Source organism: Bradyrhizobium guangdongense, assembly GCF_004114975.1.
In the GTDB taxonomy this organism is placed as follows: domain Bacteria; phylum Pseudomonadota; class Alphaproteobacteria; order Rhizobiales; family Xanthobacteraceae; genus Bradyrhizobium; species Bradyrhizobium guangdongense.
In genome coordinates this window covers 2753652-2766563 of record NZ_CP030051.1, presented here as the reverse complement: position 1 = coordinate 2766563, position 12912 = coordinate 2753652, and the positions used below count along the sequence as shown (strand labels likewise).

Sequence of the window (12912 nt, the reverse complement as noted above, 5' to 3'; positions counted from 1 at the left end):
CAACGCTTCTCTAGCGCGAGCCGCTCGCAGCATGTGCACGTCGGGTAGTCGCGTATCCAAAGGCAGGAGCGCCAGCCTTCGCGATCTCGTCATTGCCCGGGACCATAGCCAAAGTCTGGCAGGTCGGAGCGTGTATCTCGTCAGCCTGCTGCTTGGCGGCCTTTCGGCTTGGACAAGAATTAAATGGTTTTCGCCTTCTCTCGATCCTTCCGTTTAACGCCCTCAAGGCGCCTGCGGCGGACGCTGCCAAGCTGGCTGCGCAAATCATTTGAGGGGAGGCGCACGGGGTGTTGTCGTCGATGCCACAGCGGAGGATCCATTCCTGACCGCCTACCAGGCCTGTTGCGACCAACGCCGCACAAAAGACAGCGGCTCCCATCCCGCCTGATCATCGTCGCTCCCTTAGAGAACCTTGAGCGGATGCGCCTTCTGGTGCCAGGCCCAGGCGGTCCGGATGACGGTCGGCAGGTCGGAATGGCGCGGCGCGAAGTTGAGGACCTTTCGCGCGGCAGAGGCGTCGGCGACCAGATAGGTGGGATCGCCGGCGCGGCGCGGCTTGACGGTGTGCGGCACCTCGCGCCCCGTCTCCTGCCTGATGGCGTCGAGAATCTCGCGCACCGAGAAGCCCGAACCGGTTCCGAGATTGAAGCTGCCGCCGGCATGTCCTGTTTCGAGCAGCTTCAACGCCGCGACATGCGCAGCGGCGAGGTCGGTGACGTGGATGTAATCGCGGATCGCGGTGCCGTCGGGGGTATCGTAATCGTCGCCGAACACGGCGAAATCGGCGTGGCCCTGCAACGCCATCATGGCGCGCGGAATGAGATGGGTCTCGTTGTCACGCAATTCGCCGATGCCGCCGGCCGGATCGGCGCCGCTGGCATTGAAATAGCGCAGACAGAACGCGCCGAAGCCGTAAGCGGTGCGGTAGTCGGCGAGCATGCGCTCGATCATCCACTTCGAAGCCCCGTAGGGGTTGATCGGCGCGCAGGGAAAATCTTCCGGCAATTTCCTGGAATCGGCGTTGCCATAGACGGCGCCTGTCGAAGAGAACACGATGCGTTGGCAGCCAGCGTCGCGCATCGCCTTCAGCAGCGACAACGTCCCCTGGACATTGTTGACGTAATATTTCTGCGGGTCGGTCATGGATTCACCGACGAGGCTCGCAGCGGCGAAATGCATCACCGCCGTGATCTTGTGGTCGGCGAAGGCGCGCGCCAGCCTCGCACCGTCGAGCAGATCGCCGGTGATCAGCTCACCGGCAACGAAGCTGCGATGACCTGTCGAGAGATTGTCGTAAACGACGGGGCGATAACCGGCAGTCGTCAGGGCGCGACAGGCGTGCGAGCCGATATAGCCCGCGCCTCCCGTGACCAGGACTGTCGGTCGATCGCTCATCTCGTTCTTCGGCTCTTTCACCGGTTGAGGGCGCGGTTTCGGCTAAAGAGAAGATAGATGGGACGGCGATTGATGGTCAAATTAGCCCAGAACAGAAGGAGCCGCCCGGGCCAGGTGCGCCAGGGCCCCTCCACCGAGCGTTGGACATGGATGAGCTGCGGCCGGTCCGTCCACGGGCAATCATGCGGGCAACGGGCCCAGACATTACCACCAGAAGTAAGGGAAGACCCTGTACTTCAACCGAGGATCCCCATAGTAGCCGGGCCCATCATACGGACCGTAGAAGTTGCCGTCTCCATAGACCCAGCGCGCGACGGGTCTACGGACCGGGGGCCGGTAGCAATGTCCGGCCTCGTTGCAGATGACTTTGACTTGCTCGACCGGCAAGCCAGGCTGGGCGACCGTGGTCTGAGCCAGAAGCGGCGCGGCCGACGCCTCCCCTGCCAGGATCATAGAAAGACCAGCGAAAGCTCCCGCCAGTTTCAACATTGTCGCGTCCCCCGGATCAGTCCAATTCAGGTTGATCAACAGTCTTAATGGTGTCTCATCGGCAGGACAAGACCATAAGGACCGGCGTCGGCCGTCTGAACCTTAGCCAAGTCAGTGTTGCGATCAATCTGCCACATCGGCCTCCAGCGGCCGGAAAGCCTTGGCCTTAGCTGTCCCACAGACCCGAATGAACCACCGTCCAAAAGGAGCGCGCTAACCAATTCCGTTTGCCATGCGAGGAGCGGCCATGCCGGGGCGGATTTCAGCTCACCGGGTTGAATGCTATGTCTGTGCGCGATTCAACAATGCCCAATTCCAACATGGCCCTTTCTTCCTCCTCGCGCGGCGGCTCGTGTCGACGGCTGTTGAGCCTTGTCGCGGTCTTGACGTCTCTCTCGATGCTCATGGTGCCTCGAAGCCATGGACAGGAGATCGGACGCCTGTATGCGACAAGACCGCCACCTGGATATGCCTTCGTCAGAATTGCCACGCTATCCGAAGGAGCCCCGCCCCGGGTTCAAGTCAATTCGGAGAACATGCAGCTCAATGAAGCGACGGGGGTAAGCTATTACCGCGCTGTTCCGGGAAACCAGCCTCTGAGCCTTGTAGTCAACGGGTCAACGATTTCGAAGGATGTCGTGCCCGGCGCCGCCGCCTATCTCACACTGGTGATCGCCAAACCGAGTTCGGAGTGGACCGTCCAATCCATCGATGAGGGCCAGAACTCCAGCGACGGCTTGAAAGCCAAGCTGCGCTTCTTCAACCTCGCGCCCGGGTGCACGGCCACCCTGAAGATCGCGGAGGGGCCGACCATTTTTCAGCAGGCCCCGTTCGCCTCCGTGTCCTCTCGGACGATCAATCCTGTCACCGCAAAGCTGGAAGGGTCCTGCGAGGAGGCCAGCGCCTCTTTAACGCTTCCACAATTGCACGCCGGCGACTACTACAGCCTATTCCTTCGCAAAGAGGCCGAGCGGCTTCGCCTGACCGGTCAATTGGATGAGACCGAGCCCTATCGCGAGCGATAGGCTGCACGCCGATGGTGTTCGTCAGCGATTCCTTTGTCTTTCTTTTCCTGCCTCTTTTTCTGCTGATCTATGCGATCGTCCCCGCCCGTTGTCGGAATGCCACGATCCTCGTATTCAGCCTGATCTTCTATGGCTGGTGGCGGTTCGATTTTCTTCCCCTCCTCATCGTCATCGCCTGCTGGTCCTGGGCGACGGGTCTGTGGATCGTCCGAAGCGATGGAAGAGAGCGTCGGATTGCCCTGCTCGCGGCCATCGGTGCCCCTCTCGCAAGCCTAATCTGGTTCAAATACGCCAACCTGCTCGCGGAAACTCTGTTGGCCCTCGGGGCACCGATCGGATCTTGGACGGCGGTGCCTTTGCCCATTGGCCTCTCATTCTTCGTGTTCGGCGCAATCTCCTATTCGGTGGACGTGTTCCGAAAGACCGTCGCGGCAGAGCCGAACCTCGTGAATTACGCCACCTATCAGGCCATGTTCGGCCACCTCGTCGCAGGTCCCGTCGTGCGCTACCAGTCGGTGGCGGAACGGCTGACGTCGCGCTCCTTCAATCTCTCAGAGTTCACCGAGGGATGGCGCCGCTTCATGCTCGGTTTTGCTCTGAAGGTGCTGCTCGGCGATACGCTGGCACCACTCGTTGACGCCGGCTACGCGCTGCCGAATCCTGGCGCAGCCGATGTCGCTCTGACCGTCGCGGCCTACACGCTGCACCTCTATTTCGATTTCGCCGGCTACAGCAGCATGGCCATTGGTCTGGGCCTGATGGTCGGTCTGAAATTTCCGGAAAACTTCGACAATCCGTATCTAAGCAAATCGATCACCGAATTCTGGCGCCGTTGGCATATCAGCCTGTCGAGTTGGCTTCGTGACTATCTCTACATACCCCTTGGCGGAAACCGCGCCGGCAAGGTTCGCTCCTATTTCAATTTGCTGGTGACGATGGCCCTCGGCGGCCTCTGGCACGGCGCGAACTGGACTTTCCTCGTCTGGGGCCTTTGGCACGGGCTAGGGTTAATTGCGGCGCGACTCTGGAGTGCAGCCGGTGCGCCAGCAATCCCGGCGCCCATCTCGCATATCCTGACGATGATGTTCGTCATGATCGGGTGGCTGCTGTTTCGCGCCCAGGACTGGCAGGTTGCACAAACGATGATGTCTGGCCTGCTTGGATTTAATGGGCTGTCCCTGTCGTCACCGATGAGGGCGGCGGTTAGGCCAACTGAACTCCTGACGCTATGCATCGGACTATTGGTGGTCTACGCGCCGTTACTGGCAAGCTATCGCGTGCAAGGCTACATCGCACGTCCGCCGTTCGAATTGGCTCTGCTGCTGTGGCTTTGCGCGTTGTGGACGATGCAAAGCCGCACCGTAATCCCCTTCCTGTATTTCCAATTTTAGAAGGCTCAGCATGATCAGGGCTCTTCTCGTCCTTGCGGTGATCTTCTCGGGTCTGGCGGCGGTGCTGACCAGAGGTCGCGATTCACTGGCGGATGTGCTGAGAACGACAACCGTGAGCGATCTGACGAATGGCCTGTTTGCCAAGCACGTCGACAAGGCGATCTTCAACGCCGTGCCACGGAGCTCCGCATTGGAGGGCATCGTGACAGGGCTGGAGTACCGGGTCCTCGGCGACGCCGGGCCACTAGTCCGCGCCGGTTGTGGCGACTGGCTCTATACAATCGAAGAGCTTCGCGCTGAGCGCCATGACCGCGACAACATGGCTCTGCGTGCAGAACTGCTCCGACGGTTGACGCGAGCAATCAGGCTGGCTGGCTCACGTCTTGTCATCGTGCCCGTGCCCGACAAGGCTGAGCAAGTCGAGGCCGAGCTCTGTGGGGTCACAGCCGTGCAATCGCGGTTAAGAGATCAATTTTGGAACGAACTCGACCATCTCGAAGGGGCCTTTGTCGTCGATCTTCGCAACGACTGGCCGAAGCCGGGCTACTGGAAGACCGACACTCATTGGGATCAGATCGGCGCGCATTTTGCTGCCAGACAAATCGCAAAGGCGGTCACGCGTACGCTCGGCCCAGGACAGGATGCGGTCAGACTGGTCGATAGATCCATACGACAGCGCTCAGGCGACCTCGCACGACTGGCAGGACTGACCGAGGCGCCCCGGTCGCTCGCGCCGGCGCCCGAACAGGAGCGGGAGGTGAAGCTGGAGGTCTCTCGATCGGGCGGGCTCCTCGACGACACTCCGGAACCGGAGATCATTCTGGCCGGATCTTCCTTCTCGCTGAACTCTGGGTTTGTAGAATACCTCCAAGCCTCGCTCTCTCGAGAGGTGGCGCAGATCAGCCAGCCTGGCGGAGGTTTCGCCGGCGCCCTCCTCGAGACCCTCGACAAGCGGGCGGGGAGCTTGGAGAACGTCAAGGCCGTGATATGGGAGTGGCCGATGCGATCCTTGGTATTCCCGCCGAGCGACGCCGAAAAAAACTTCATGCGCCGAACAAGGTGATCCCATGAGGCCGAACGTGATCCGTTTGATCGTGGCAATTGCAGCCGCGCTTTTTGCTTTCGCGCCATCCGCCATGGCCCACGATGCAGTTCTCGAAGGAAAATCCAACTGGCTCTTTGCCGGCTGGGAAAGCCTCACGGCGGCGAAACCTGAGGCCGAGCGAGCGTCCATCAAACTCATTTCGGATGCCGGACGCCTGCTGGCCCAGAAGAATATCAAACTGGTCGTGGCAATCATCCCTCTTAAACCGCGATACTATGAAAGCCTGCTTCCGGACGGATCAGCAATGTCCGACGTCGTTCGGGGGCGCTATGATCGGGAACTCATCGAGCTGCGCGCCGCCGGGGTCAACACTCCAGACCTTCGGGATGCCTTCAGGACGGTCTTGGCGGACAAGAAGGAGGTCTTTTACCGCACCGATTTTCACTGGACGACATTCGCCGCTGAAGCGACCGCCGATCTCATCGCGGACGTCATCACCGCTCAAGGACCACTCCCTGGCCGTACCGGAAGCGGAGCAAAGCTCGGCGAATGGATGAGTGATCGGCATCTCGGTGACCTTGCCGCCAACTTCCTGCCTCCCGAGCGAAAGCGCGCCATCGGACCGGAAACTTACGTCATCCGGGCTGCGATCAAGCCAGCGGCCGGCCTCCTCGACGCAGACCCCTCTCCAGTCGCCCTCGTCGGCAACAGCTTCGTACAGCCTTATTTCGGCTTTCCGCAGCGCCTGTCCAACAGGGTCGACCGGCCCGTTGCCTTGAAATGGAATCCCGGCGACCTCGGGCCTTGGGCCACACTGTTGCAATACCTCCAATCGAGCGAATTCACCTCGGCTTCGGTCAGCTATCTGGTTTGGCAGTTCAACGAGGCGCAAATCCAGAACGGGCCGGACGCCGTTGGCGAATGGGCTGCGCCTAGTATTTCCAGTCCGGCCGCATGGCTCGCCGAACTCGGAGAAGCTTTGAAAAATCGATGAAAAGCTTAATTTTCCATGACGTGCGGTTTGCCCCCTGAAAATACTTAGAAAATGACGAAGCATTTGCGCAACACATCGCGAAAAATCTTGTTTTTTGAAGGCTTTGTCGCAAGTCGCACATCAAATTCCGGTTCCGTCAAATCGCCCGCTCAGCTAATCTTTGCGATGTAAATTTTTTGCCTGTTGGGGGCCATGTTCATTTGGGGTGCTGTACGTCCGGGGCGACGTAGGTTGCGGACCGCCATCGGCGGTCTTTTGCTTTCGCTTGTCTTGGTCAGCCTGGCCGGCGCCCAAGCCGCCGATCCGGACCGTCCCCTCGAGGGCGAAGCCTACAGCTCTGCCGAGGAGGCCTATAAGGCGTTCGGACGAGGGGACTATCAAGCAGCTGCAGGCCAGGCTGCTACATCCGTCGCGCTGCGGCCTGATATCCTCCGCCTGCGATTGCTGCTGATCGACTCGCTCCTGGCTGCGGGAAATCTCGGCTCGGCTGAACAAGCGACTTCCGCGGCGCTTGCGACCTTTTCCGCGAACCAGGAGCTGGAGTCGCGCCAGGCCAACATTCGCCAGCGCCTCGCGCAACAGCCGGCTGGCGATGGCTATAAGGCACTCGAACGGGGTGACACCAAGGCAGCCATACGTGCTGCTCGCAAGGCTGTCGAATATGGGCCGGACGTGATGTCCTACCGCCTGCTCTTGCTCGCGGCCCAACTCGCCGACAACAGTCTGGCAGCCGCCGCAGAGACCGCATCGGAGGCCATAAAGCTCGATCCCGGCAACTACGTGCCCATGGTCTGGCGGGGGTATATTTACCAGAAGCTCGGCAACCGCCCCCTGGCGGCCGCCGACTTCAAGGCGGCACTCGCTCTGCCCGATCTCACCGGCTCTGAGAGAAAACAGATCCGTCTCATAGCGGCCGACGCAGCCTTAGCGTCAGGTGAGGCCCGAACGGCTCAGAGCCTGCTTCAACCGTATCCCAAAACGGATCCATCGGTTGTCGTACGCATCGGCGACGCTGATGCCGCCGCCGAAGGCAAGGCGACGCTGAAAGGCGACGGCAAGCTCATGCCGATGCCGGTGCAGGATTGCCGCGATACGCCATATGGCTCGGTGTGCAGTCTGCAGGCGCCGCTTGTTCAAAGCATTGCTACCCCCATTGACAAGAAGGCCGAGGGTATCGAAGCGGCTGGAAAGGCCTACGAGGCTAGCCGGGCCAAGAACTATGGCCTGGCTATCGAAGAAGCCAAGAAAGCGATCGCGGATGCGCCCGAGATCGCAAGCAGCCGCCTGCTGCTGATCAATCTGCAGCTCACGGCCGGCCGGCCGGCCGACGCTGAAGCCACAGCCGATCGTGCCATCGCGGAAGGCGTTGCCAACGCCGAGATTTACGCTCAGCGGGGGTTTGCGCGGAGCCGCAACGGCAATGACCGAGGCGCGATGGCCGACTGGGAGATCGCACTTGCGCGAGGGCTCCCGGCCGAGCAAGTGCGGAATGTCCGTCTGGCGCTGGTCGATATCGCCCTGAAGACCAAGGATCCGAAGCGGGCGCTGCGCTCGCTGCCCCGCGCGGGCCTGGATTACGAATTTACCGTCCGGCGCGCCTACGCCTACCAAGCCCTGGGACGGAAGGAAGAAGCCTTGCGCGACTTCAGGTCCGCCGAGCGCCTGTCGGTGACCAACGTTCAGCGGGACGGCGCCATCCAAGCGCAGATCAACACGCTCTTGGAGCTGGATCGCAAGCCCGAAGCACGGGCGATGTTCGACACGGCCATTGCGGCCGGCCAGCTCCGGTCAATCAGGGACGCAGACCTGGCTTATATCGGCGTCGCGGTCGGCAACGATAAGGTGGCGCTGGAGCTGTTCGATCGGGCGAAAGCCAATGGTGCGCTCCCTCCCCGGGCAACAATCGATGCTGGCTACACGGCGATGCGGCAATTTCAGAATCCGAAAGCCATTGCCTATCTGAAGGAGGGGATCGATGCGAAGGCGGACGGACGCATCAATATCGATGATCAGAAACTGTTCGAGACACGGCGAACCGTTGCCGATCTGACCCGCGTCTGGGGCGTCAACAGCTCCATTTCCTACGGCAAGGTCGGGTCCGCTCCCAATCCGTTCTTGACGATCAACTCACCAGCCAGCACCTACACCTCGCAATTGGGATCGGAGATCTACTACCGGCCCGAGGAGTTCGGAAACCGAAACGGCGCGCTGTTCGAGGTGTTCGGCCGCCTGTTCGAAACGCTGTACGACCAGGCAGGCGGTCCAACTGGGCTGCGCACGACGCAAGGCATGGCAGGCGCACGGTGGAAGCCGTTCTCCGATCACAACCTCGTACTCGAGGTTGACAAGCTATTCAGGCTCGGCGACGCAGCCCGCGACGATACGCTCCTCAGAGCAGCGTATTCCTACACCGTCGGGACCGACTTGCGGGCGATCGATACGCACTGGCCGACATGGTACATTTACGCTGAGGTCGACCGCTTCTTTGAGAAGACTCAATTGGTTGGGCTGTTTGAGGGACGCTTTGGTCACAGTTTCCGGCTGGATCCGATCAGCAGAAACCTGGTGTTCTTCCCGCACGCTGTCGTTGCGGCGAGCTATGACGATTCCTTCGCGGTTCGCGATGCTTACTCCGCCGGCCTTGGTGGCTCGATCCGCTACTGGTTTGGCGAGACGAAATATATCGCGCCCCCCTCTTACTGGGAGCTGACATTGCAATACCGATTTAGGCTCGCCGGCGACAAGCGCGCCGAGGGCATCTTCGCGCAAACGTCTATCAATTATTGAGCAGCCAGGCGTCTAGATGGGCTGCGCGGCGCGACCGTTATTCGAGACAAAAGCTCGGCCCATCAAAGTGACAATCAGCCAAATGTTCAGCGCGATCTCATGATCCGGCAAGGCTTCCTACCGCCTTCGGATCGCCGTTTCTTAGTCGTCCGTGAGGAGCGGCTAAGCGATTGAGGTAGAATCGCATTTATCGTTGTGGGCTGTTTTGGGATTGCAGGGATTTGATGCTTCGGGCCTCGGAACCTTGCGATTTCATTTTCAGGATTCCGTCGAATCGCCAGTCATGATTCCGTCGTCGCATCGGAGGTGGCGATGCGACCGAAGAAGCAAAGGACGACGGGATCTGGCGATCTGTTCCGGGCCAGACTGGACCAGATCATCAACATGAAGCACGAGCTGGTTCAGCTCGCCGGCAAGGTCGATTGGGACTGGGTCGACGGCGAGATCGCGCCGCTCTACAGCGAGAACGGCCGGCCGGGGATCGCGACCCGCTTCATGATCGGGCTGCTGCTGCTCAAGCACATTTACGGCCTGTCCGATGAGGGGGTGTGCGAGCGCTGGGTCCACGACCCGTATTTCCAGTACTTCACCGGCGAAGAGTTCTTTCAGCACGCCTTCCCGCACGAGCGCTCGGACCTGAGCCACTGGCGCAAGCGGCTCGGCGACAAGCTGGAGCTGCTCTTGGCCGAGAGCCTGCGGGTGGCGCACGAGGCCGGCGCGTTGCGCAGTCAGGACCTCAAGCGGGTCACGGTCGATACCACCGTGCAGCCGAAGGCCATCACCTTCCCGACCGATGCCAAGCTCTTGCACGCCGCGATCAAGGGGCTCAACCGTCTGGCGAGGAAGCACGGGGTCAGGCTGCGGCAGTCCTATCTTCGCATTGCCAAGACCGCGGCCATGATGGCGGGGCGCTACGCCCATGCCAAGCAATTCAAGCGGCATCAGCGGCAGTTGCGCATCCTGCGCAGCCGGCTGGGCCGGATCATCCGCGATATCCGCCGCAAGATCGAAGGTCAGACCGTGCTCGAGAACGCCTTCGTCCTCCCGCTCAGCCGGGCCTCCCAGATCCGCTCGCAGCAGCAGCGCCAGCGCGGCTGGAAGCTTTATTCCTTCCACGCTCCGGAGGTCGAGTGCATCGGCAAGGGCAAAGCAGCCGCCCCTTACGAGTTCGGGGTCAAAGCCTCCATCGTCACCAACAACCGCCGGGCTCCCGGCGGCCTGTTCGTGCTGCACGCCAGGGCGCTACCGGATAACCCGTACGACGGTCACACCTTGCGGGATGTCATCGACCGCACCGAGACACTCACCGGCTGTGCGATCGAGCGGGCCTATGTCGACAAGGGATACCGCGGCCATGACGCGCAGAACCCGCGCCGTGTCTTCATCTCCGGCCAGAAGCGCGGCGTCTTCGGGGTCATCAAGCGCGAGCTGCGCCGCCGCTCCGCCATCGAACCCATCATCGGACACCTGAAGGCCGATGGTCACCTCGGCCGCTGCTACCTCAAAGGCCGCGCCGGCGATGCGGCCAACGTCATCCTCTCCGCCGTCGGCCATAACTTCCGGCGCATCCTCGCATGGCTGAGAGCTCTCTGGTGCCTCTTCCTGGCCACCCTCATCGCCGCCAGCAGCGACGGCTCACCGCTCAAATCGGCTTCTTAACGGACGACTTCTTACGCGCCAAACATCCACACAATGCCTGTCGTGATCGCCCAGAGCCAGGCAACCATGCCGACCACAAGAGACGTAACGTACAGCGAACGCATTCCCGATCCTTAGTGACGACCGACGTGCGAAGTATCTGCTTCAAGGACACGCCGCCTTAGCTGCAAGACTTCAAGGTAACGTTCCGCGATCGTCACGCCGACCGGAGACTTTTTCAACATCCTTTTGGTCTTCTTCAATTCACGCGGCTTTCGCCCCTTCGGAAATGCGGTCTTCATTGAAAATCTCCAACGTCTCACAGCTGGCAAAACGCATGCCGGCGCAAGTCAATCTTCTCGACGCACGAGATCGTGTCCGTCGAAACAAATGTTGGTCGCGCGGCGCTCGATCTTAGTTCGATCAAGGTCGCGTGACCTTGTTGGGCTAATCACCCAACACTCGCCACGAAATCGGGCCACAGCAATGAGAGCTTCGTGACCACTGCACGAAGGAAAACCCGAATTTCGGAATAAGCTTTTTAGATTTGTCTCAAAGCATCGTAGCGCCTTCGTCGCGTTTTCGTCAATTCGATTCGTTGCGAGCGCGCCGATTAGAACGATCGTCTACGAAGATGAATAGATCGAAGCTGACGAGGCACCCTACGCAGACAAAGAAACGCCTGGGCGAAAAGCGACTACAACGAAAGTGTAATGTACGGCATGGCGTCCGGTTGGCGCACGAGGCCACAAGCTGAAATTCCAATGCAGAAAATTGCGAGTGGGTCGCACGCCCGTCATCAAGACAATGGCACAGCGGTAGCACGCGTTCCCAAAGAGGAACTCTTCCTGATCCTTACTACACTGCCGCTCGCGGTTTTTGCTGGCGCACGCGACGTCGCGCTCGGTCGGCTCTCATCACAATTCAAAAAAAACTGGGACAGTTTTTCTGCCTCTTACGCCGGCAGGAAACGTTTGAGGACAAATCCACCTCTCGCAGGCGACAGGCTGCGGATTGACGAACGATTATCCTCCGTGAAGGCTCCCAGCCAGCGACCTGTCAGGCCCGATGCAGAGTGTGTCGGTAATTGCCCCTGCGTCGAGGTAACGAAATCACCACCCTCTGCCAAACCACCTGCTCAGGCCTGAACTGAAGGGGTCCCAAGCTGCTCCTTCTCGATCAGGATCTCCGGAACGTGTGCCCATGGGCACTCCCGCGTCCCGCGCTGAGCGGGCCGTGCCTTGCGCCGCGGGCCCGCAAATCGGCCCAGGGGAGTTTGCCAGTTGGAGGAAGCTTGAACCCATCTGATACCCCGGACGCGCCTTGGCCAAGACGCTGGCACTGCCCAGGACTGCGGACGCGGGCGGCTCGGCATGGTTGCGTAGGACTGCACAGGTGAGCAGAAACAACAATTGACAGATTGTCGCAATTGGGCGCATCTTTTAATGAAAATTTAATAGTTGCGCGACGCGTTAATTTCTTCTTTGGAGGGGACCTATGTGGCGTTCAATTTGTATGGCGACATTAATTGTTGCTCCGGCAGTTGCTCAAGCCGACACCATCGTCGAGAACTCCGGTGTGTCGGGCTTTCCCGGAACCTTCAATTTCATCGGATACAACTCCAGCAACGTGGCATTCGGCCAGCCCGTTAGGTCTCAGTTTCTGGAATTTGGAGGACGGTTTCATCCGTCCGGTTCAAATGCCGATCTCGCCTTTGGTAGCAGCACCACGGTAACAGCAACGCAAACCGTCGGAGCAAACACCGTCTCTTTTAATGTCCCTTATAGCAACTCCATTCCTGATCCGAATTTGTTCGACAGGACGATTGCTTACAACTCGAACCTCCTCGGCTCTTGGCATCTTTCGGTCAGCAACCCCGGCTATACGAATACTTTGCAAGTCAATACTCTTGCAATCGATCCGACGATCGGCGTACCCCCTTTCATCACCGGTATCACCATCAGCGGCACCTCGAACACGACAACGACTCCGACCCTTTCGTGGAACGCGCCTGCGTTCACTCCGCCGAATGGCTACCATCAGAACACAAAAATCTTCATCATTGATCTCGACCACAACAGACAGACCATCTTTCGGCAAGATCTTCCGTCAAGCCAAACCACCTTCACGATCCCCAGCTCTGCCAAC

The 12912-nt window shown here is 60.1% G+C and carries 8 protein-coding genes; 6 read left to right on the top strand and 2 right to left on the bottom strand.

Annotation, left to right across the window (positions count from 1 at the left end):
* Positions 1 to 402 precede the first annotated feature (402 nt).
* Positions 403 to 1395 carry a UDP-glucose 4-epimerase GalE gene (gene galE / locus X265_RS13125; protein ID WP_128965190.1) on the bottom strand — a complete coding sequence of 331 codons (993 nt, stop codon included), beginning with the start codon at positions 1393 to 1395 and terminating at the stop codon, positions 403 to 405.
* A gap of 1025 nt (positions 1396 to 2420) precedes the next feature.
* Between galE and X265_RS13120 the strand changes: the two genes are divergently transcribed.
* The 6 genes from X265_RS13120 (at position 2421) to X265_RS13095 (ending at position 10785) form a co-directional block, all read left to right on the top strand.
* On the top strand, positions 2421 to 2909 hold the full coding sequence (locus tag X265_RS13120; protein WP_347339908.1) for a hypothetical protein: 489 nt from the start codon (positions 2421 to 2423) through the stop codon (positions 2907 to 2909).
* A gap of 11 nt (positions 2910 to 2920) precedes the next feature.
* Positions 2921 to 4300, top strand: a complete 1380-nt coding sequence (locus tag X265_RS13115) for an MBOAT family O-acyltransferase (RefSeq protein ID WP_128965188.1) — start codon at positions 2921 to 2923, stop codon at positions 4298 to 4300.
* A gap of 10 nt (positions 4301 to 4310) precedes the next feature.
* Positions 4311 to 5363, top strand: a complete 1053-nt coding sequence (locus X265_RS13110) for an alginate O-acetyltransferase AlgX-related protein (RefSeq protein ID WP_128965187.1) — start codon at positions 4311 to 4313, stop codon at positions 5361 to 5363.
* A 16-nt stretch (positions 5364 to 5379) separates the two neighbouring features.
* Positions 5380 to 6339, top strand: a complete 960-nt coding sequence (locus X265_RS13105) for an alginate O-acetyltransferase AlgX-related protein (RefSeq protein WP_164938560.1) — start codon at positions 5380 to 5382, stop codon at positions 6337 to 6339.
* Positions 6340 to 6570: 231 nt separating this feature from the next.
* Positions 6571 to 9126 (top strand): NfrA family protein, encoded by a 2556-nt coding sequence (locus tag X265_RS13100; RefSeq protein WP_164938559.1) that lies wholly within the window; start codon positions 6571 to 6573, stop codon positions 9124 to 9126.
* Positions 9127 to 9438: 312 nt separating this feature from the next.
* A complete protein-coding gene (locus X265_RS13095) occupies positions 9439 to 10785 on the top strand; it encodes an IS5 family transposase (protein ID WP_128963208.1) in 1347 nt (448 codons plus the stop codon).
* Between the two features lie 113 nt (positions 10786 to 10898).
* Here X265_RS13095 and X265_RS40440 read toward each other — a convergent pair whose 3' ends face one another.
* Positions 10899 to 11066 carry a hypothetical protein gene (locus X265_RS40440; RefSeq protein WP_164938558.1) on the bottom strand — a complete coding sequence of 56 codons (168 nt, stop codon included), beginning with the start codon at positions 11064 to 11066 and terminating at the stop codon, positions 10899 to 10901.
* Positions 11067 to 12912 lie beyond the last annotated feature (1846 nt).

Coding starts and splice junctions, on each gene's coding strand:
- galE (WP_128965190.1), bottom strand. CDS start 1,395: ATGAGCGATCGACCGACAGTCCTGGTCACGGGAGGCGCGGGCTATATC.
- X265_RS13120 (WP_347339908.1), top strand. CDS start 2,421: ATGCAGCTCAATGAAGCGACGGGGGTAAGCTATTACCGCGCTGTTCCG.
- X265_RS13115 (WP_128965188.1), top strand. CDS start 2,921: ATGGTGTTCGTCAGCGATTCCTTTGTCTTTCTTTTCCTGCCTCTTTTT.
- X265_RS13110 (WP_128965187.1), top strand. CDS start 4,311: ATGATCAGGGCTCTTCTCGTCCTTGCGGTGATCTTCTCGGGTCTGGCG.
- X265_RS13095 (WP_128963208.1), top strand. CDS start 9,439: ATGCGACCGAAGAAGCAAAGGACGACGGGATCTGGCGATCTGTTCCGG.
- X265_RS40440 (WP_164938558.1), bottom strand. CDS start 11,066: ATGAAGACCGCATTTCCGAAGGGGCGAAAGCCGCGTGAATTGAAGAAG.